General features: G+C 30.1%; 20 protein-coding genes and 2 pseudogenes. 18 read left to right on the forward strand and 4 right to left on the reverse strand.

All coding sequences use genetic code 11. From position 1 onward, the window contains the following. Positions 1-7: 7 nt before the first annotated feature. Complete coding sequence (locus AJN58_RS01520; RefSeq protein WP_004313898.1) at positions 8-844, forward strand: SPOR domain-containing protein; 837 nt, start codon at positions 8-10, stop codon at positions 842-844. Beyond that, positions 841-1,629 (forward strand): shikimate dehydrogenase, encoded by a 789-nt coding sequence (locus tag AJN58_RS01525; RefSeq protein WP_070233630.1) that lies wholly within the window; start codon positions 841-843, stop codon positions 1,627-1,629. Before AJN58_RS01520 ends, AJN58_RS01525 begins: the two co-directional genes overlap by 4 nt. 51 nt (positions 1,630-1,680) lie before the next feature. On the opposite strand, the gene AJN58_RS01530 is transcribed toward AJN58_RS01525, so the two are convergent. Then, complete coding sequence (locus tag AJN58_RS01530; protein WP_070233629.1) at positions 1,681-2,580, reverse strand: membrane lipoprotein lipid attachment site-containing protein; 900 nt, start codon at positions 2,578-2,580, stop codon at positions 1,681-1,683. An 89-nt stretch (positions 2,581-2,669) separates the two neighbouring features. Between AJN58_RS01530 and lgt the strand changes: the two genes are divergently transcribed. The 11 genes and pseudogenes from lgt (at position 2,670) to AJN58_RS10470 (ending at position 14,846) form a co-directional block, all read left to right on the forward strand. Further along, a complete protein-coding gene (gene lgt / locus AJN58_RS01535) occupies positions 2,670-3,485 on the forward strand; it encodes a prolipoprotein diacylglyceryl transferase (protein ID WP_070233628.1) in 816 nt (271 codons plus the stop codon). Between the two features lie 67 nt (positions 3,486-3,552). After that, complete coding sequence (locus tag AJN58_RS01540) at positions 3,553-4,335, forward strand: fumarate reductase cytochrome b subunit (RefSeq protein ID WP_002854660.1); 783 nt, start codon at positions 3,553-3,555, stop codon at positions 4,333-4,335. Further along, the gene (locus AJN58_RS01545; RefSeq protein ID WP_002861159.1) at positions 4,319-6,310 is read left to right on the forward strand and encodes a fumarate reductase flavoprotein subunit; all 1,992 of its coding nucleotides are present in this window, start codon (positions 4,319-4,321) and stop codon (positions 6,308-6,310) included. The genes AJN58_RS01540 and AJN58_RS01545 overlap by 17 nt, the downstream gene beginning before the upstream one ends. Beyond that, positions 6,303-7,028, forward strand: coding sequence for a fumarate reductase iron-sulfur subunit (locus tag AJN58_RS01550; RefSeq protein WP_002854302.1), 726 nt, complete (start codon positions 6,303-6,305; stop codon positions 7,026-7,028). The genes AJN58_RS01545 and AJN58_RS01550 overlap by 8 nt, the downstream gene beginning before the upstream one ends. Positions 7,029-7,055: 27 nt before the next feature. Beyond that, positions 7,056-9,242 (forward strand): dynamin family protein, encoded by a 2,187-nt coding sequence (locus AJN58_RS01555; RefSeq protein ID WP_070233627.1) that lies wholly within the window; start codon positions 7,056-7,058, stop codon positions 9,240-9,242. Further along, positions 9,232-11,061 (forward strand): dynamin family protein, encoded by a 1,830-nt coding sequence (locus AJN58_RS01560; protein WP_070233626.1) that lies wholly within the window; start codon positions 9,232-9,234, stop codon positions 11,059-11,061. Before AJN58_RS01555 ends, AJN58_RS01560 begins: the two co-directional genes overlap by 11 nt. Next, positions 11,061-11,765: a tetratricopeptide repeat protein gene (locus tag AJN58_RS01565; protein WP_044780457.1), complete on the forward strand. Its 705-nt coding sequence runs from the start codon at positions 11,061-11,063 to the stop codon at positions 11,763-11,765. The genes AJN58_RS01560 and AJN58_RS01565 overlap by 1 nt, the downstream gene beginning before the upstream one ends. Positions 11,766-11,900: 135 nt before the next feature. Beyond that, positions 11,901-12,629 (forward strand): gluconate 2-dehydrogenase subunit 3 family protein, encoded by a 729-nt coding sequence (locus tag AJN58_RS01570; protein ID WP_070233625.1) that lies wholly within the window; start codon positions 11,901-11,903, stop codon positions 12,627-12,629. 1 nt (position 12,630) lies between these two features. Next, entirely contained in the window at positions 12,631-14,352 is a 1,722-nt protein-coding gene (locus AJN58_RS01575) for a GMC family oxidoreductase (protein ID WP_070233624.1), read from the forward strand. Positions 14,353-14,522: 170 nt separating this feature from the next. Continuing rightward, positions 14,523-14,609, forward strand: a pseudogene (locus tag AJN58_RS10280) (hypothetical protein); the annotation flags it as partial. Between the two features lie 31 nt (positions 14,610-14,640). Further along, positions 14,641-14,846: pseudogene (locus AJN58_RS10470) on the forward strand (hypothetical protein). Positions 14,847-14,907: 61 nt separating this feature from the next. On the opposite strand, the gene AJN58_RS01590 reads toward AJN58_RS10470, so the two are convergent. Then, complete coding sequence (locus tag AJN58_RS01590; protein WP_070233623.1) at positions 14,908-15,612, reverse strand: putative metalloprotease CJM1_0395 family protein; 705 nt, start codon at positions 15,610-15,612, stop codon at positions 14,908-14,910. Between the two features lie 106 nt (positions 15,613-15,718). On the opposite strand from AJN58_RS01590, the gene AJN58_RS01595 reads away from it, so the two are divergent. Next, a complete protein-coding gene (locus AJN58_RS01595) occupies positions 15,719-16,081 on the forward strand; it encodes an HIT family protein (RefSeq protein ID WP_002857306.1) in 363 nt (120 codons plus the stop codon). Positions 16,082-16,155: 74 nt separating this feature from the next. After that, on the forward strand, positions 16,156-16,728 hold the full coding sequence (locus AJN58_RS01600) for a YceI family protein (RefSeq protein WP_002870418.1): 573 nt from the start codon (positions 16,156-16,158) through the stop codon (positions 16,726-16,728). Between the two features lie 4 nt (positions 16,729-16,732). On the opposite strand, the gene AJN58_RS01605 is transcribed toward AJN58_RS01600, so the two are convergent. Continuing rightward, on the reverse strand, positions 16,733-17,689 hold the full coding sequence (locus AJN58_RS01605) for a hypothetical protein (RefSeq protein ID WP_070233622.1): 957 nt from the start codon (positions 17,687-17,689) through the stop codon (positions 16,733-16,735). Positions 17,690-17,749: 60 nt separating this feature from the next. Beyond that, entirely contained in the window at positions 17,750-17,959 is a 210-nt protein-coding gene (locus AJN58_RS01610) for a transcriptional regulator (protein ID WP_002778401.1), read from the reverse strand. Between the two features lie 168 nt (positions 17,960-18,127). Between AJN58_RS01610 and AJN58_RS01615 the strand changes: the two genes are divergently transcribed. The 3 genes from AJN58_RS01615 to AJN58_RS01625 are packed head-to-tail and all read left to right on the forward strand — an operon-like array spanning position 18,128 to position 19,425. Then, a complete protein-coding gene (locus AJN58_RS01615; protein ID WP_002855619.1) occupies positions 18,128-18,355 on the forward strand; it encodes a superinfection immunity protein in 228 nt (75 codons plus the stop codon). Between the two features lie 8 nt (positions 18,356-18,363). After that, positions 18,364-18,996: a toxin-antitoxin system YwqK family antitoxin gene (locus AJN58_RS01620; protein ID WP_002818736.1), complete on the forward strand. Its 633-nt coding sequence runs from the start codon at positions 18,364-18,366 to the stop codon at positions 18,994-18,996. Positions 18,997-19,008: 12 nt separating this feature from the next. Beyond that, the gene (locus AJN58_RS01625) at positions 19,009-19,425 is read left to right on the forward strand and encodes a hypothetical protein (protein ID WP_070233621.1); all 417 of its coding nucleotides are present in this window, start codon (positions 19,009-19,011) and stop codon (positions 19,423-19,425) included. Positions 19,426-19,512: the final 87 nt, after the last annotated feature.

Consider the following 19,512-nt stretch of genomic DNA (forward strand, 5'->3'; position numbering starts at 1 on the left):
ACAAATTATGGAAAATCAAAAAAATGAATTTGATGATATTATTTTAGAAAAAAGTAATAAAAGTGAAAAAGTAAAAAAAATTCTTTTACGAGTTATTGCTTTAGTTATTTTGTTTTTAGCTATCATGATAGTTATGAAACTTATTAATGGTAGTGGTGATGAAAATACGCAAAATCAAAGTGTATTACCAAGTGAACCTATAGCAACTCAAGACAATAACAATGATACTTCTTTTGAAAGTATGCCAATTACAGATAATACTTCAGCAGAAGATCAATTTGAGGCATTAAGAAAACAATTTCAAGATGAACAAAATACAACTCAAAATACAACAACCTCTAGTTCAAATAACAATGATACTACAAATTTTGCTATGCCTGATCAAGAAGTTCCAGCAGAACCAACAGCAACTACTTCAGAAAATACCACTCCGCAAGCAAGTGCTCCCAAACAAGAAGTAAAACAAACTGCAAAACCTAAAGAAGAAGTAAAAAAACAAACAGCTGTAAAAAAAGAAAAAGAAAGCACAAAACAAACTCCTAAAAAAGAACAAAATGCAAATGATTTATTTAAAAATGTTGATGCTAAACCTGTACATCCAAGTGGTTTAGCATCGGGTATTTATGTGCAAATTTTCTCAGTAAGTAATTTGGATCAAAAATCAAAAGAACTTGCTTCTGTAAAACAAAAAGGTTATGATTATAAACTTTATAAAACTACAGTTGGAGGTAAAGAAATTACTAAGGTTTTAATAGGACCATTTGAAAAGGCAAATATTGCAGTAGAACTTGCTAAAATCCGTAAGGATATTGCAAAAGATGCTTTTTCTTTTACTTTAAAATGAAATTTTTAGCAGTTATAGGCGATCCTATTTCTCACTCTAAATCGCCTAGAATGCATAATAATGCTATTAAAGCCTTAGGGCTTGATAGTATTTATACACGCTATCATTTAAGAAATGCTAACTGTTTAAGAGAAGATTTTTTTAAATTAGGACTTAGTGGAGCTAATATTACTTTGCCTTTTAAGGAAAAAGCTTTAGATATTGCTGATGTGAAGGATGATTTTGCTAGAAATATTGGCTCTGCAAATACTTTATGCTTAAAAGAAGACAAAATTTACGCTTATAATACTGATGCTTTAGGTTTTTTAGAAGCTATTAAGGATTTTGATAATATAAAAAAAGCTTTGATTTTAGGTGCTGGAGGTACAGCTTTGGCACTTGCTTATACATTAAAACAAAAAGGCATAGAAGTGTATATAGCTAATCGCAGCAAAGAAAGATTTAAAGATTTTTTAGCTTATCGAACTTATCTTTATAAAGACTTGCAAGATTTTGATTTTGATTTGGTTATAAATTCAACTTCTGCTGGATTAAAAGATGAAAATTTACCTTGCGATAGGGAGCTTTTAGATAGAATTTTACCTAAAGCTAAATTTGCTTTTGAGGTAATTTATGGCAGAGAAACACCTTTTTATAGATTGTGTAAAGAGCATCATTTAAAAATTAAAGATGGACTTGATATGCTTTTATGGCAAGGGGTTTTTGCTTTTGAGCTTTTTTTTGAAATACAAGATAAAAGAGAGATGATAAAAAATGCAATGCAACAAGCATTGATTTTAAAGTAGAATGATAGTTATTTTTTTGTATGAGAAAATTTAATTTTCTCACAAGTTTTATCATTCAAATATTTCTACCCCATCTTGATTTTTACTTTGATTATTTTGATTTGTTGAAGATGGATTTGTAAGAATATTTTGCGTAGGTGTGTTTTCAATTGTATTATTTTGATTAAAATTTGTTTGAGGTAAGCTTTCTTCAAAGGTAGCATCGCCATCGAAACTATTAAAACTACTGTTTGTATTAGGTATAGTTTTGCCTATGTCTGTTGCTTTTGGAAGATTGTTATAAAGTGTATTTAATGTATTTTTATAAAAAGCTAAAAAACTTTTATCAATTTCAAAAGCAGGTTGCTCCAAACCTTTATTGAGTTGAGTTGGTACGGTGGAGATAGTAGTTTTAAACATATTAACCCCATCATCATTTTTAATAGGATAGTTAAGCGCAACTAAAGAATCCAGTTTGGTGCTGCTTGAAAGATTGGTTGAATTTTGTGGATTGTGTGCATCTATAAAATCTATTTTACCTTTAAAATTTATACCTAAATTGGATTTTACATAATCTCCACTCATAAAATTGCTTGTTTTTTGTGCATTTTTTTCTTCTGTATAAATACTGATTGAACTTTTAAGAGTGTAGTCTGGATTAGTAGTAACTATTTTATAGCCTTTTAGTTGAGCGATGGTTTTGATCTGCTCTTCTAAATTTTGTTTTAAAAGATCAATTTCTTTTTCTATGCGAATTTTAAGCACTGAATTTTCAAAATAATCAGAATAATTGTTATTTTGTTCTATATTAATAGGCTCAAGAGCAATGCTTACTCCAGAATCAATAGGTTCAACCTTTGTTGGAACTTGGGGTTTAAAATTTGGCATAGAAACATTGACAAAATTACTACTTGTACCCCCACAAGCTGCTAAAATTAACATACTACTAGCAAGTAAAATATATTTTTTCATTTTTTACCTTTATTTAATGTGTTTGTGTTAATTATAGCAAGTTAAAGTTTTTTTGTTATATTTTTATAAAAGAAAATTAGGAAAGATATATGGAATTTTGGCAGCATATTTATTCAAATTTTAATGTTATAGCTTTTAGCATCTTTGGTTTAAAGGTGCATTGGTATGGCATTATGTATGTTATAGCTTTGCTTTTGGCTTTGCTTTTGGCTAAATTTTTTGTAAGAAAATTTCAACTAGACATTAATGAAAAACATTTGGATAGTTATTTTATATGGGTTGAAATAGGGGTTATTTTAGGTGCAAGGCTTGGATATATTTTGATTTATGATGCAAATACTATGTATTATATTACTCATCCTTGGCAAATTTTTAATCCTTATATTAATGGTGAATTTGTAGGTATTCGAGGTATGAGTTATCATGGAGCAATTATAGGATTTTTGATAGCTACTTTATTGTTTTGTAAAAAATATAAAACAAATCCTTGGATTTTTCTTGATTTGGTTGCTTTAAGTGTTCCATTGGCTTATGTTTTTGGTCGTATAGGAAATTTTTTAAATCAAGAGCTTTTTGGTCGCATTACAAATGTGCCTTGGGGAATTTATGTTGATGGAGTATTGCGTCATCCATCGCAACTTTATGAAGCATTTTTAGAAGGTATTGTTGTTTTTATTATAGTTTATTTAGCAAGATTTAAGCAAAGTTTTCAAGGGGAATTGATTCTTGTTTATGCTGGTGCTTATTCATTGGCAAGATTTATATGTGAATTTTATCGCGAGCCTGATTTTGGTATGGGTTTTGTTTTATGGGGTATGAGTATGGGACAAATTTTAAGTTTTATAATGTTTATAACAGCTTTGTTAGTTTATATTTGTATAAAGTTTAAAAAAGTAAATATTTAATCTATCTTAAAGACTTTTGTAATATAATGAAATGGATTTTTTAATTTCTTTTTACAAAGGAGTAAAGATGCGTGAGCTTATCGAAGGTTATTTGGGTAAGAGCATTGAGGGCAAAAAAAGTAAAATGCCTGCGAAATTAGACTTTATCCAAAGCGCCTCAGGGCTTTTTTTAGGTCTTTTTATGTGGGTGCATATGCTTTTTGTTTCTACAATTTTAGTCAGTGAGGATTTTTTTAATTCTGTGGTACATTTTTTAGAATTAAAATTTGTTTACGATAATCCTGTTATGAGTTATCTTACTTCATTTTTGGCTGCCTGTGTTTTAGTGGTTTTTTTCGTTCATGCTTTACTTGCAATGAGAAAATTTCCTATTAATTACCGTCAGTATCAAATACTAAGAACACACAGTAAAAAAATGAATCACAGCGATACTTCGTTATGGTGGGTTCAAGCTTTTACAGGTTTTATTATGTTTTTCTTAGGTTCTGCTCATCTTATTTTTATTGTAACCAATGCAGATAAAATTAGTGGTGATATGTCAGGAGATAGGGTTGTAAGTCATTTTATGTGGCTTTTTTATGCTGTTCTTTTAGTGTGTGTTGAGCTTCATGGAAGTATAGGGCTTTATAGACTTTGTGTTAAATGGGGTTGGTTTGAAGGAAAAAATGTAAAAGAAAGTCGTAAAAAGCTTAAAACTGCTAAATGGATAATCAGTATTTTCTTCCTAGTTTTAGGTGTGTTAAGTCTTGCAGCATTTATAAAGATAGGTTATGAAAACTACCAAAATCAAACCCAAACTACTGCGATGATAAAAAACTACAATGGAGCAAATTATGAATATACAATATAGTGATGCTTTAGTAATAGGCGGAGGATTAGCAGGTCTTAGAGCGGCTATTGAAGTAGCAAAGAGTGGCCAAAGTGTAACACTTTTAAGTATTTGTCCAGTGAAGCGTTCTCACTCTGCAGCGGTGCAAGGAGGTATGCAGGCAAGTTTAGCAAATGGGGCAAAAGGTGAGGGTGATAATGAAGATCTTCACTTTGCAGATACAGTAAAAGGAAGTGATTGGGGCTGTGATCAAGAAGTAGCAAGAATGTTTGCTCAAACTGCGCCAAAAGCAGTGCGTGAGCTTGCGGCTTGGGGTGTGCCTTGGACTAGAGTTACCAAAGGTCCAAGAACTGTTGTAATCAATGCACAAAAAACTGTGATTGAAGAAAAAGAAGAAGCGCACGGGCTTATTAATGCTAGAGATTTTGGTGGAACTAAAAAATGGAGAACTTGCTATATCGCAGATGCAACAGGGCATTGTATGCTTTATGGTGTAGCAAATGAAGCTATTAAACATCAAGTAAAAATTATTGATAGAATGGAAGCAGTAAGAATTATCCATGATGGTAAAAAATGCTTAGGTGTGATCGCTAGAGATTTAACTAATGGACAACTTATTGCTTATATTGCAAGAGGAACCATGATAGCAACAGGGGGCTATGGTAGAATTTATAAGCAAACTACAAATGCAGTAATTTGTGAAGGAACGGGCGCAGCCATTGCTCTTGAAACAGGGCTTTGCAGACTTTCAAATATGGAAGCAGTGCAATTTCATCCAACTCCTATTGTACCAAGCGGTATTTTGCTTACTGAAGGTTGTCGTGGTGATGGTGGAATTTTACGTGACGTGGATGGATATCGTTTTATGCCTGATTATGAACCAGAGAAAAAAGAACTTGCAAGTCGTGATGTGGTAAGTCGTAGAATGATGGAACATATTCGTAAAGGCAAAGGTGTAAAAAGCCCTTATGGGGATCATTTATGGCTTGATATTTCTATATTGGGTCGTGCTCATGTGGAAAAAAATCTCCGTGATGTACAAGATATTTGCAAAACTTTCAATGGTATTGATCCAGCAGATGAAGGTCCAAAAGGTTGGGCGCCAGTTCTTCCAATGCAGCATTATTCTATGGGTGGAATTAGAACTAAACCAACAGGTGAAAGTCAATGGTTAAACGGACTTTTTGCTTGTGGAGAAGCAGCTTGCTGGGATATGCACGGATTTAATCGTTTAGGTGGAAATTCATGTGCTGAAACTGTTGTAGCAGGTATGATAGTGGGAGATTATTTTGCAGATTATTGTAAAAATAATGGTGAAGTAATTGACACAAATGTAGTAAAAGACTTCTTAACTAAAGAGTATCAATATTTAAAATCTTTAGTAGATAAAGAAGGTAAATATAATGTTTTTGAAATCAAAAACAGAATGAAAGAAATCATGTGGGATAAGGTGGCCATCTTTAGAACAGGTGAAGGTTTGAAAGAAGCAGTAGATGAACTTGAAAAACTTTATAAAGATTCTCAAGACGTTAAAGTACATTGTAAAGAACTTGATTGTGCAAATCCAGAGCTTGAAGAAGCGTATAGAGTGCCAAGAATGTTAAAAATAGCACTTTGTGTAGCTTATGGAGCGCTTTTAAGAACAGAAAGTCGTGGGGCGCATTATAGAGAAGATTATCCAAAAAGAGATGATTTAAATTGGATGAAAAGAACCAATACTTTTTGGGTAGAAGGCGAAACCTTACCGCGCATAGAATACGAAGAGCTTGATATTATGAAAATGGAAATTCCACCAGCATTCCGTGGATATGGAGCTAAAGGAAATATTATAGAAAATCCTTTAAGTGAAAAACGCCAAGCTGAAGTGGATGCTATCCGTGAAAAAATGGAAGCTGAAGGCAAAGGTCGTTATGAAATTCAAAATGCTTTAATGCCTTATGAATTGCAAGCTAAATATAAAGCACCAAACCAAAGAATAGGAGTTGATTATGAGTAGAAAATTGACAATAAAGGCATTTAAATATAATCCTTTAAGCAAAATTTCTAAACCACATTTTGTGACTTATGAGCTTGAAGAAACTCCTTTTATGACAGTTTTTGTATGTTTGACTTTGATCCGTGAAAAAATGGATGCGGATCTGAGTTTTGACTTTGTTTGTCGTGCAGGGATTTGCGGATCTTGTGCAATGATGATTAATGGAGTGCCAAAACTTGCTTGCAAAACTTTAACTAAAGATTATCCTGATGGAGTGATAGAGCTTATGCCTATGCCTGCATTTAGACATATTAAAGATTTAAGCGTGAATACAGGCGAGTGGTTTGAAGACATGTGTAAGCGTGTTGAAAGCTGGGTGCATAATGAAAAAGAAACTGATATTTCTAAACTTGAAGAACGCATTGAGCCAGAGGTTGCGGATGAAACTTTTGAACTTGATCGTTGTATAGAGTGTGGAATTTGTGTAGCTTCTTGTGCAACTAAACTTATGCGTCCAAATTTCATAGCTGCTACAGGACTTTTAAGAACAGCTAGATATTTACAAGATCCGCATGACCATAGAAGTGTGGAAGATTTTTATGAATTAGTGGGCGATGATGATGGTGTTTTTGGTTGTATGTCATTGCTTGCTTGTGAAGATAATTGCCCTAAAGAATTACCTTTGCAAAGTAAAATTGCTTATATGAGAAGACAACTTGTGGCTCAAAGAAATAAATAAATCTTTCCCCTTTTTAAGGGGAAGATTATGAAAGAATTATTCCAAAAAATTTGGCAAAATGAACTCCAATTTTTAAATTTTGATGCTAAATTTCAAAATAAAAGCAAACTTGATACGGCCGAGTGTGCGATTATTTTAAGTGTCAATAAAGACAATTATGAAAGATATTTTCTCTTAAAAGAATTTCAAGAGCTTTGCAAAAAAATTGATTTAAGAGTGGATATTTTTAGTATACAAAATGCTCAAATTTGTATTTTAAATCTTTTTAAATCAGGTTTTATTTCAAAGCAAGATTTGCTTAAGGCTCTAAAAATTTTAGAAAAAATTTCAAAAAATACTGAAATATTTGATTTTATTTCACAAGAAAAAGTTCAAAGTATAGATCAAAAAGCTTTATTTCAAAATGATTTTAAAGAATTAAACGCCATTAATTTGGAGCTTCAAAAGCTAAGTTTTGATGAAAATTTAAAATCAAGACTTCAAAAAACTTTGGAAAAAATTCAAAATTTAGAGTTTAATATAGCCATCACTGGCGTGATGAATGCAGGAAAATCAAGTCTTTTAAATGCTCTTTTAAAAGAAGATTTTTTAGGGGTTTCAAACATACCTGAAACAGCTAATTTAACAGTATTAAGCTATGGTAAGAGTGAAGAAGCAAGGATATATTTTTGGGATAAAAAAGAATGGCAAAATATACTTGAAAGTTCGCACTTTAATGCAGATTTAAAAGAATTTATTGACAAGCTGGATAAGAGTGTAAATATAGAGGATTTTATCAAAGATAAACCTTTAATACAAAATATCGCACTTTGTGAGCTTAAAAATTTCAGTTCAGCTAAAAATAAAATTTCAGCTTTAATTAAAAAAATAGAAATTAAAAGTCATTTAGATTTTTTAAAAAATAATATTTCTATAGTTGATACTCCAGGGCTTGATGATGTTGTAGTTCAAAGAGAAATTGTTACAAATGAGTATCTTAGAGAAAGTGATTTTTTAATTCATTTAATGAATGCTTCTCAAAGCTTGACTCAAAAGGATGCGGACTTTTTGGTGCATTGTCTTTTAAACTCAAGGCTGAGTAAGTTTTTAATTGTTTTAACTAAAGCGGATTTGTTAAGCAAAAAGGATTTAGAAGAAGTCATTGTTTATACCAAAGAAAGCTTAAAATCAAGACTTGTGGATTTAGATGAAAATTTGGTGGAAAAGATTGATTTTTTATGTGTGAGTGCTAAAATGGCAAGTGATTTTTATAAGGGTTTAGCGCCTAAGGAAAGTTTGCAAAAAAGTGGTATGCAAGAATTTGAAAACTATCTTTTTAACGAGCTTTATGCAGGAGAAAAAAGTAAGATTGCCTTAAGAGCTTACAAAAAAGAATTACATTTAGAGCTTAAAAATATTCTAAGCGAATATGAAATGCAAAATCGTCTTATTAAGGAGAATAAACAAGGTGTAAGTGAAGAAAATCAAAAGCTTTTACTTGAACTTCAAAAGCAAAATACCTTGTTAAAAGAAGCACAAGATGAAATTTCAAATTCCATTGCAAAACTTAAAAATATAGATAGTGGCATAGATAATCTTGTTTTACTTTTGGCTAAAAAATTAAAAGAACGCTTGATAGATGAGTTTAAATATCTGAAAAATAATGCACAAAAGCTTAATCTTTCTCGTATTTTAAATATAGTTGATATTACTACAAAAGATGGAATTAATGATATTTTAAGAGAAATTAAATTTGAAAATATTAAAAAAATCGAGGAGCTTAAAACAAATTTATCTTTAAAATATGATTTTTTAAAAGATGATTTTGATAATGGTTTTGAAGGTTTTAAAGATGGAATTTCAAAAAATATAGATAGTATTTTTCAAAGCGAAAAATTTGCACTTTTAAGATTGAAAATTGAAAAATTAAGCAATCTAAAATCAGATTTATATGAGCTTGAAACGAATTTAGATACGGTTATTTTTGATACTTTTAAAGAATTTAAAATGAGCGAAATTTTAAACTCTTTAAATATCAATGAAGCATTTTTTGAGTTTTTAAATGATAAATTAAAACATTATGAAAAAAATCAAAAATCAAAATTAGAAAGTCTTGAAAAAGTTTTACAGAGTCTGAAAAATCAAGATATTAATATTTTAAATTCTTTTGAAGAAAATTTAGAAAAAATTGAAAAATTAAAACAACTTGAAATGGGGCTTTTAAATGCAGATTAATCTTTTAAATGATTTTATAAAAGCCTATGAAAATACTTATAGTGTGAGTTTTGATGATAGCTTTAAAGGGCGTATTCAAGAGCTTTGCAAGGAACTTAACGAGCCTTTTATGCACGCAAGTTATGCTTTAGAAAATGAATTAAAAGAGCTTGTGTTTTCTTTGGATAAGAATGTTAATATCGCTATTATAGGGCAGTTTTCAAGTGGTAAATCAAGTTTGCTAAATTTGATCTTAGGGTGTGATTGTTTGCCTACGGGTGTTGTTCCTGTTACTTTTAAACCTACTTTTTTACGCTATGCAAAAGAATATTTTTTAAGAGTAGAATTTGAAGATGGAAGTGATATTATCACAAATATAGAAAAATTAGCCTTTTATACGGATCAAAGAAATGAAGTAAAACAAGCAAAAAGTTTGCATATTTTTGCACCCATTCCTTTACTTGAAAAAATCACTCTTGTAGATACTCCAGGTTTAAATGCAAATGAAAATGATACTTTAACAACTCTTGATGAGCTTAAAAATATTCATGGGGCGATTTGGTTAAGTTTGATTGATAATGCGGGTAAAAAAAGTGAAGAAGATGCCATAAAAGCAAATTTAGAACTTTTAGGAGAAAATAGCATTTGTGTATTAAATCAAAAAGATAAATTAAACACAGAAGAGCTAGATAATGTTTTAAATTATGCAAAAAGTGTGTTTTTAAAATATTTTAATGAGCTTATTGCTATTTCTTGCAAAGAAGCCAAAGATGAGCAAAGCTATGAAAAATCTAATTTTCAATCTTTGCTTGATTTTTTAACTCAGCTAGATACAACAGCTTTAAAAGAAAAATTTGTTAAAAGAAAAATTTTAAATTTATGCGAAATTTTAGAAGATGAAAACCAACTTTTTGTAGGTATTTTTGATCGTTTATTAAATCAATTTCAAAGTTATGAAAAGCATTTACTTTTAGCGTATGAAAATTTTTTAAAAGAGATTGAAATTTTAAACCATCAGATTTTAGAACAGCTTAAAAGCATTAGCGAAAGAATTTCTAGTGAAATTTTTGCAAGTGTTAAGGAAAAAGATGCTTATTTTTACAAAGAAAGCAAAGGATTTTTAAAGAAAGATTTATACACAAGATATGATTATAAAGCGCCTTATATTTCAAGCGACGATGCTTTTTTGGCGATGTTTTATAATAGTGATGTGATGAGTAAAGAGTTTAAAAAAATCAAAAATGAACTTTATAAATCTTTTGAAGAAATCAAGATGAAATTAAAAGATTTTATAAACATACTTGAAAGAGAAATTTTGCTTTTTAAAGCAGAATTTTCAAACATACAAAAAGATCACATTTTCCAAAGTGATAAAAATTTTAGTGAATTAAGAGCTTTTTGTAATGCAAGCGATGAGTACTTTTTGAAAGATTTTAAAGAGCTTTTATTTAAAAGTATTTTAGAGCTTGATTTATTTTTTGAAAAATTAAATCTTAAGGCTTTTACAAATTATGAAAATGCTACAAAACTAAGCCTTGCATTTTTTAGTCGTAAAATCAATGAAAGCCGTGTTCTTTATGAGCTTGATAGTTCTGAATTTGTACTTTTTTATCCTAAAAAAAGCGAAATTTATGAAAGAGTTTTAAATGAATTAAATGTTTATGAGTTTGAAGCTTTGCTTATTAATAAGCCTATTCTGATAAAAATTGCAAAAAATTTCTTAGAACAAAGTCAAAATTTAATCCAAGAAAAAAATAAATTTTTAGATCTTAAAAAAGCAGAACTTCAAAAAAGAAGAGCACAGATTTTAAATGTTAGAGAAAATATAAAGGAAGATTGATGAGAATATTTTTAGCTTTATTTTTATTTTTTAATTCATTATTTGCATTAAGTGAGCTAGAAGAGGGTTTAAAACTTTACGAGGCAAATAAATTTGATAAAGCTTATGAAATTTTTAAGAATCTTTGCGAAAAAGATATTTCTAAAGCTTGTTTTTCTTTAGCTTTTATGCATGAGAGTGCTAAGGGTGTGAGTAAGGATTTAAATCAAGCTTATAAATTTTATGATAAAGCTTGTAAATTGGGTTTAGCAAATGCGTGTTCTAATATGGCTTTGCTTTTGCAAAATCAAGGTTATAAAAATGAAGCTCTTTTGGCTTTTAATAAAGCTTGTGCTTTAGGAGAATCGTTAAGTTGTAATAATATAGCTTTATTTTATGAAAAAGAAAAAGATGGACAAATGGCTTCAAGTTTTTATAAAAGATCTTGTGATTTAAAAAATGCAAGAGCTTGTTATCAGTTAGGATCTTTATATGATAAAGGAGAGCTTGTTAAGGCAAGTGTAAAATCTGCCCTTGCTTTTTATTCTAAATCTTGCACTTTAGGTTTTAGTGAGGCTTGTTATTTGTTAGGACGCTATAATCAACTAGAAAAACAAGATCTAACAAAGGCAAAAAGATATTTTGGTATGGCTTGTGATCAAAAACATCAAGAAGCTTGTGCAGCTTATAAAGAACTTAATTCTAAAGATATAGAGCTTTATTAAAAGTTCTATTTTCATTACTTTCAAAGATATACTTAAATAAAATTAAGAATAACACAAAATTTATCGCTTTTTAAAGTTAAATTTATATTAATAGGACTAATATAGTCTTGTTTAAATTATTATCAAGGAGAAGTAATGCAAGACAATATTATTGATCGCAGAAGCTTTTTTAAACTAGGGCTTCTAGGTGGTTCTGTAGTAGCAGCTAGCACTATAGGTGGCGGTGCTGTTTTAAAGGCAGCAGAACTTACGCATTCGCATCAAGCTTCACAAGGAAAATCAAATAAAATTAGAGGTAGAATGTTTTTTCAAACTCAAACTGAATTTGATACCTTAAGTGCAGCCTGTGAAAGAATTTATCCTAAAGATGAGCAAGGAGAAGGAGCTATAGGTTTAGGCGTGCCTTATTTTATCGATAATCAGCTAGCTAGTGCTTATGGTTATAATGATAGAGAATATATGCAAGGGCCTTTCATGGAGGGCAAAGCCGAACAAGGTTATCAAACCCCTATGCAACGCAAAGATATTTTTTTAGAAGGCGTGCATACTCTTGAAGAAAATGCTCAAAAGCGTTATAAAAAATCTTTTTCTTTGCTTAAAGGTGGAGATCAGGATAAAATTTTAAGCGATTTTGAAAAAGGAAAAATTCAAACTACAGGTTTTAAATCTTCTTATTTTTTCACACTTTTAAGAGATATGACAGTAGCTGGAGTTTTAGCTGATCCAATTTATGGCGGAAATGATAATAAAAATGGTTGGAGAATGATGCAATATCCAGGCGCACAAATGAGCTATGTGGATAAAATTGCAAGTGATGAATTTTTTAACATTGAACCTATGGGTTTAGCAGATATGGAGAGTTAAAATGGCTGAAGTATTAAAAAAAGTAGATGTGGTAACAGTTGGAGCAGGATGGACTGGAGGTATAGTGGCTGCAGAGCTTACTAAAGCAGGTTTGAATGTACTTAGTTTAGAACGCGGACATATGCAAAGTACTGAAAATTTTAATTTTATCCATGATGAGTGGAGATATGGGATTAATTATGGTTTGATGCAAGATTGCTCAAAAGACACTGTGACTTTTCGCCATGATCCTAGTGGTTTAGCCTTACCTTATCGTAAAATGGGTTCGTTTTTATTGGGTAATAATGTTGGCGGTGCAGGGGTGCATTGGAATGGTTGGACTTTTAGGTTTATGCCTTATGACTTTGAAATTCAAACCCTAAGCAAACAAAGATATGGTAATAAATTAGGTAATGATTATACCTTGCAAGATTGGGGCGTGACTTATAAGGATATGGAGCCTTATTATGATAGATTTGAAAAAACCTGTGGGGTATCAGGTGAGCCAAATCCTTTAGCGGAAAAAATGGGAGCTTTTAGATCCAGTCCTTATCCACAAGAACCTCTTGAAAATACTAAAATGCTTAAACGATTTGAAAGTGCAGCAAAAAGTTCAAATTTACACACTTATCGTTTGCCAGCTTCAAATTCTAAAGGTAGCTATACAAACCCTGATGGTCAAGATTTAGCTCCTTGTCAATACTGTGCGTATTGTGAGCGTTTTGGTTGTGAGTATGGCGCAAAAGCAAGTCCTTTAAACACAGTAATTCCAAAGGCTATGAGCACAGGTAAATACACCATACGCACTTATAGTAATGTAACGCAAATTCTTAAAAAAGACGGAAAAGTAACGGGGGTAAAATTTGTCGATACTAGAACGATGAAAGAGTATATTCAGCCTGCTGATATAGTTGTACTTACAAGTTATATGTTTAACAATGCTAAGCTTTTAATGGTAAGCAACATAGGTGAGCAATACGATCCAAAAACAGGTAAAGGAACTTTAGGTAGAAATTATTGTTACCAAATGAATATGGGCACAACAGCTTTCTTTGATGAGCAATTTAACACCTTTATGGGTTCAGGTGCTTTAGGAACTACGAGTGATGATTTTAACGGAGATAATTTTGATCATTCTAAGGAAAAATTCCTTCATGGAGCTATGATTTATAGCGTTCAGCTTGGAACTCGCCCTATACAATCAGCCCCACTTCCAGCAGGAGCTCCAACTTGGGGTGCCGAATTTAAAAAAGCATTAAACTATAATTTCACAAGAGCTATTACAGTAGGAGGGCAAGGTGCTTCTTTGCCTCATAAGAATAATTATTTAAGTCTTGATCCAACTTATAAAGATGCATTTGGTATGCCACTTTTACGCTTAACTTATAATTTCACCGATCAAGATAGAGCTTTGCATAAATTTATTACAGATAAAACAGCTGAGGTAGCAAAAAGAATGCAAGGAGTAAAATCAATCAAAAAAGGTGTTTATCTTAAGGATTATAGCGTTGTGCCTTATCAATCTACTCATAACACAGGTGGAACAACCATGGGCGCAGATAGAGAAACTAGTGTGGTTAATACTTATTTACAACACTGGGATGCGGATAATCTTTTTGTTGTAGGAGCAGGAAATTTCCAACACAATAGTGGATATAATCCAACTGATACTGTAGGAGCTTTGGCTTATCGCTGTGCTGAAGGTATTTTAAAATATCATAAAAGTGGAAAAAGCTTAGCTTGATAATAACTTGAGAGTTTTTGAAAACTCTCAAGATTATAAATTTTTAATTTTCTTCCGATATAGTATATAATATCAAGGAAGGCAAAAATGATTAATGGTATAAATTCTTATTCAAACTATAATTATACAAAAAGGCAAATGGAGTCTGCTCTTGGAGGGTGGTATGCAAGATGATTACTTTAAGTTCTTTTAATAGATATTTTGGAAATAATCCCCTGCAGACACTTACTAAAATTAGAGATGAAAGTATTGAAAATGCAAAAATTTAAATTATAAAAAGGATAAAAAATGTTAAATATTTTACATGCAAATTCAAGTCATCGTTTCCATAAATGTATGCCCAAGGAAGTTCATCAAATATATGATACTTTAAAGCTTATGGAACAGCAAGAAGATACAAAAAAGTAGAAGCCAAAAAAGAAGAGCAAAGTAATACTACAAATGTGGATAAAGCAGATAATAAAAAAGATAAATTTTTAGACATGTCCGTTTAGTTTTAAAAAAGCTTTATTTATAAGGAAGATTGGCATAAATTTTTTATTTAAATTAAGAATTTTAAGATGCGATATTGAATTTAATGTCGTTATTTTGCGAGTTTTGTTGATAAGTTTTGGCTATGAAATTTTTAAAATCTTTATCAAAATTTGAATTTTTATCGTTGTTTTTTGAATCTTTATTTGTTTTTTCTAAGCTATTTTCTGAATTTTTGTCATCTTTTTCTTTATTTTCTTCTTCTTTTTCTTTGGCTTCTTGGGCTTTAAGCTTCATTGCTTCAGCTCTTGCTTCAAATTCCATTTTTGCAGCATTTGCTGCAACTTTATAGTCTTGTGGGCTAGGATCAGCAGGAGCCATAGCTGCTGCTGCGATTTGTCTTGCATTGGCTATAGTTTCTTCTGGTGTGTTTCCTTTTTGCATGCTGATAGGAACTTCGCCCGCTGTAGCATACATTTGATTATCAGGGCCTCTTGTGTAAGTAAAACTTGCAGCACCTGCTAAGCCGCCGCCCGCTGCTTGATGTGCAGCTTCATGAGCTTTTACATTTCTATCGATACTTTGGAGTTCGCGAACTTGAGCTACTTCTTTTTGGCTTAGCTCTACGCCATTAACCATTTGGGTTTGTTCGCCATTTTTTTCTTTATCATCTTTATTTTCACTAAGATTTTTTTCATCTTTTTGAGTGGAATCAGATTGATTTGTTTTATCAAAAGAAGGTTTGCTAGAGTAGTAATCATAAGAGTTATAACTTGAACTAATTTGCATTTATCCTCCTTTTTGTTTTTTAAATTTTAGGAATTTTAACGCATTTTGACTTAAAAATTTGATAAATTTTGTAAAATAATCATAAATACAATTTCAAAGGAATGTAATGATTTATGAAAATGATTTGATTTATATAGAGAAAGAGGAGGCTCAAGTGCCTTGGCTTAAAATTTTTACTAAAGAAATTTATAAAGAATTTAGCGATTGTCCTTTAGAGTTGCAAAAAGAACTTTTTGAAAAAATTTTACTTTGTGAAAAGGCTATGATAGAATTTTACAAACCTGAAAAAATCAATATCGCCTCTTTTGCAAATTATGTGCCAAGGGTGCATTTTCATGTTATGGCAAGATTTAAAGAAGATGCGTTTTTTCCAGAGTGTATGTGGGGAAAACAGCAAAGAGAAGCAATAAAGCTTGATTTGCCTAAATTTGAAGAATTTGTAAAATTTTTAAATAGTAAAATTTTTTAATTTTTATTAATGATTTATTATGTTTTATCTAATAAAATTTTTATATTGAAAATTACTATAAAAAAAGGAAAAAAATGAAAAAAGTTTTATTAAGTTCATTGGTTGCGGTGTCTTTGTTAAGCACAGGTTTGTTTGCTAAAGAATATACTTTAGATAAAGCACATACAGATGTAGGTTTTAAAATCAAACATTTACAAATTAGCAATGTAAAAGGAAATTTCAAAGATTATTCTGCGGTGATTGATTTTGATCCTGCGAGTGCTGAGTTTAAAAAGCTTGACGCAACTATAAAAATCGCATCTGTAAATACAGAAAATCAAACAAGAGATAATCACTTACAGCAAGATGATTTTTTCAAAGCAAAAAAATATCCTGATATGACTTTTACAATGAAAAAATATGAAAAAATCGATAATGAAAAAGGCAAAATGACAGGAACTTTAACTATAGCTGGAGTTTCTAAAGATATCGTTTTAGATACTGAAATCGGCGGTGTAGCTAAAGGCAAAGATGGAAAAGAAAAAATAGGCTTTTCTTTAAATGGAAAAATCAAACGCTCTGATTTTAAATTTGCGACAAGTACTTCAACTATTACTTTAAGTGATGATATTAATTTAAATATCGAAGTTGAAGCAAACGAAAAATAATTTTTTAGTCTAAGAGTCTTGCTCTTAGACTTTGTAAATTTTTATCCAAATTTTCTTCACTTTCTTGCCAAATCAATTTAAAATCTGGTTTAAAATTTTCATTTTCTAAATTAAATTCCGTGTTTTTCAAGGTGGATTCTAAAAAAGCAAGATGATTTAAAGCTTGATTTTTGTCATTAAAAATGAAAATAAAATCATTTTCTACGATGAAAATTTTTGCTCTAAAGCGTTTTAAAATTTTTGCAATTTGTTTTAAGATGAGTTTGGCATAGCTTTCTTTAGTATCTTTTAGTTCATTAAAATGAAGCAAGGCAATGATATAGTTGTTTTTTCCCTTTGTAAAGCGTGTAAGGCTTTTTTCATTAGGTAGTTTTGTTAAGGTGTCAAAAAAAGCCAATCTATAAGCGTGATTTAAAAGATAAAAACAAAAAACTAAACTTGCAAATTCAAAATACCTTATTCCTGCTCCTTCTTGGAATAAAAACTGAAAATATGCAGCAAAAAATGCGATAATAAGATAATATTCTTTAGTTTTAAAGGTTTTGATAAAAATGAGTATTAAGCCGACTAAAAAAAATAAAAATCCTAATTCACTCACAGGCTTAAAAAAATCTAATGCAATAAAATGGAATTCTAAACCAGCGCTATTAAAAGTAGTATTTCTAGGTAAAATGATGCTTAAAACGCCTATAAAAATAAGGGTTGTAATTGAAGCGATATTTTTTTTACTTAAAATTAAAGCATGGTGTTTTCCAAGGCAAAATAGAGTAAAAATCATAGGTAAAAACAAGGCCACAAATAAATTAGCTTGAAAAAAACTTGTATAAAAATAAGGCAACTTAGCTCCTAATAGCACTAAAGTTAAAAAGAAAATTCTTGAATTTTTAAAGTAAAAGGATAATACAAGTGCTGAAATTTCAAAAATAAAACTCAATGATATTAAAAAATCTAATAAAAACATTTCAAATCCTTGATTTTAATAAAAGTGATAATTGTATAGAAAAAAGCTTAAAAGTGGACTTTATTTAAATTTAGCAATTTCATCTTGTATAGTTTGTTCTATATGAAGCAATTCTTCATGAGTTTTTTTACTATTTTCTAAAAGTTCATCAAATTTAAAGCCAAGCATAACAATACGATATAAATTGGGTTTATATTTTCTCCAATTATATAAAGTGCTAACATCAATGTCTAGTTCATATGCCATATCACGCTTGCTCTTTTTTGTCATTTTTTACCTTAAAAATTTAGCCTTTGAAAAATTTTACATTAAAATTTCTTTATTAAAAACACTTGAAATATTCAATCTTTTATATAAAATATATTTAATATTTCAATATTAATTAAGTTATAGTATGGAATAATAGTTTTTATAAAATTTTTATTTAAGGAGAATTACATGGAAGGTGCAAGTGGCGGGTCTATTTTTGTAACAATATTATTGTTTGTATTATACATGTTGCCCGCTATTATTGGTTTGAGCAGAAAGCATTCTAATTGGCTGATAATTTCTTTGCTAAATTTGTTTTTTGGTTGGACTATTATTGTTTGGCTTGTTTGTTTAATATGGTCTTTTACGGGAAGTTTTAAGCAAACTATTATTATTAAAGAAAAAAATGAGAAATAGGAGAAAAAATGACAAAATTTTTAAGCATTTGTAGTTTAATTGCGATGTTGTTAAGTGGTTGTGGAAGTGATTTTCCTGGACAACCTAGCGATGTGGCTAGAGTTCAGCAAAACAAATATCCAAATGGAAATTTAAAAGAAGAAATTCCCTATAATAAAGATTCAAGAATACATGGGTTAAAAAGAGCTTTTTATGACAATGGTCAGCTAAGAGCTGAAGAAAATTATAAAAATGGAAAAAAAGATGGAATTAGCAGGGAATATTCTAGAAATGGGCAATTGCTTGAGGAGGTGCATTTTAAAGATAATCGCGGATATGGTGATTTTGCAAGCTATTATGAGAATGGAAATATGAGAGCAAAGGGAAAACTACTTGGCTATAATGAAGATGGTATGCCAGAATTTGAAGGTAATTACAAGGAATATTATGAAAATGGAACTTTAATGTGTGATTATAATTTTGATAATAAAGGTAAATTTGATGGAGTACAAAAGCGTTATGATGAAAATGGTGCCTTAGAAGACGAAGAAAATTATAAAAATGGACTTAAAAATGGAGTCTTTAGAGAATATAAAAAAGGAGAGATTGTAAGAGAAGAAGAATATAAAAATGGTATTTTAGTAGCAAAACCTAAAAATTAGAGGAGTTTAGATATGTTTAAAAAAGTAATTTTATTTTTCTTAATGGGGTTTGCCTTGCTTCAAGCCAACTCATTAGACAAATGTGATAATACGGCAGTTGTTTTAAATCTTAAAGAAAAAATTCCTAGTGAAATTTTTAAAAATCTTTATGAATTATCCGGACTTAAAGCCCAAGGGATTGATTATGAAGATTATGCAAAAGGCCTCAAAGAAATGGCCAAGCATGATGGAATGGTAAATTACACTGATATGATCGAAATTAATTCCATTTCAAATTTTGATCTTAATTTTGATTCTTGTATGGCTACGATTAATGCTGTCTTAAAAGGGGAACAGAGAAAAGGTCTTTGGAGTGTTGTTTATAAGGTTTCTAACATAAATCAAGTGAAAATTACAGATATAACTTATATCAATGGAGATTTCCAATAATATTTTTATTAAAGTAAGTCAATAGAATTAATTTCATGGCTTACTAATATTTTATACTCAATTAATTTCAAGTCTTTTTTTGATACA

Origin of the sequence: Campylobacter sp. BCW_4321 (assembly GCF_001763075.1) — a bacterium.
Taxonomy (GTDB): Bacteria; Campylobacterota; Campylobacteria; order Campylobacterales; family Campylobacteraceae; genus Campylobacter_D; species Campylobacter_D jejuni.

Excerpts from the sequence above, each read along its gene's own strand:
- AJN58_RS01520 (WP_004313898.1), top strand. The coding sequence starts at position 8 with ATGGAAAATCAAAAAAATGAATTTGATGATATTATTTTAGAAAAAAGT.
- AJN58_RS01525 (WP_070233630.1), top strand. The coding sequence starts at position 841 with ATGAAATTTTTAGCAGTTATAGGCGATCCTATTTCTCACTCTAAATCG.
- AJN58_RS01530 (WP_070233629.1), bottom strand. The coding sequence starts at position 2,580 with ATGAAAAAATATATTTTACTTGCTAGTAGTATGTTAATTTTAGCAGCT.
- lgt (WP_070233628.1), top strand. The coding sequence starts at position 2,670 with ATGGAATTTTGGCAGCATATTTATTCAAATTTTAATGTTATAGCTTTT.
- AJN58_RS01540 (WP_002854660.1), top strand. The coding sequence starts at position 3,553 with ATGCGTGAGCTTATCGAAGGTTATTTGGGTAAGAGCATTGAGGGCAAA.
- AJN58_RS01545 (WP_002861159.1), top strand. The coding sequence starts at position 4,319 with ATGAATATACAATATAGTGATGCTTTAGTAATAGGCGGAGGATTAGCA.
- AJN58_RS01550 (WP_002854302.1), top strand. The coding sequence starts at position 6,303 with ATGAGTAGAAAATTGACAATAAAGGCATTTAAATATAATCCTTTAAGC.
- AJN58_RS01555 (WP_070233627.1), top strand. The coding sequence starts at position 7,056 with ATGAAAGAATTATTCCAAAAAATTTGGCAAAATGAACTCCAATTTTTA.
- AJN58_RS01560 (WP_070233626.1), top strand. The coding sequence starts at position 9,232 with ATGCAGATTAATCTTTTAAATGATTTTATAAAAGCCTATGAAAATACT.
- AJN58_RS01565 (WP_044780457.1), top strand. The coding sequence starts at position 11,061 with ATGAGAATATTTTTAGCTTTATTTTTATTTTTTAATTCATTATTTGCA.
- AJN58_RS01570 (WP_070233625.1), top strand. The coding sequence starts at position 11,901 with ATGCAAGACAATATTATTGATCGCAGAAGCTTTTTTAAACTAGGGCTT.
- AJN58_RS01575 (WP_070233624.1), top strand. The coding sequence starts at position 12,631 with ATGGCTGAAGTATTAAAAAAAGTAGATGTGGTAACAGTTGGAGCAGGA.
- AJN58_RS01590 (WP_070233623.1), bottom strand. The coding sequence starts at position 15,612 with ATGCAAATTAGTTCAAGTTATAACTCTTATGATTACTACTCTAGCAAA.
- AJN58_RS01595 (WP_002857306.1), top strand. The coding sequence starts at position 15,719 with ATGATTTATGAAAATGATTTGATTTATATAGAGAAAGAGGAGGCTCAA.
- AJN58_RS01600 (WP_002870418.1), top strand. The coding sequence starts at position 16,156 with ATGAAAAAAGTTTTATTAAGTTCATTGGTTGCGGTGTCTTTGTTAAGC.
- AJN58_RS01605 (WP_070233622.1), bottom strand. The coding sequence starts at position 17,689 with ATGTTTTTATTAGATTTTTTAATATCATTGAGTTTTATTTTTGAAATT.
- AJN58_RS01610 (WP_002778401.1), bottom strand. The coding sequence starts at position 17,959 with ATGACAAAAAAGAGCAAGCGTGATATGGCATATGAACTAGACATTGAT.
- AJN58_RS01615 (WP_002855619.1), top strand. The coding sequence starts at position 18,128 with ATGGAAGGTGCAAGTGGCGGGTCTATTTTTGTAACAATATTATTGTTT.
- AJN58_RS01620 (WP_002818736.1), top strand. The coding sequence starts at position 18,364 with ATGACAAAATTTTTAAGCATTTGTAGTTTAATTGCGATGTTGTTAAGT.
- AJN58_RS01625 (WP_070233621.1), top strand. The coding sequence starts at position 19,009 with ATGTTTAAAAAAGTAATTTTATTTTTCTTAATGGGGTTTGCCTTGCTT.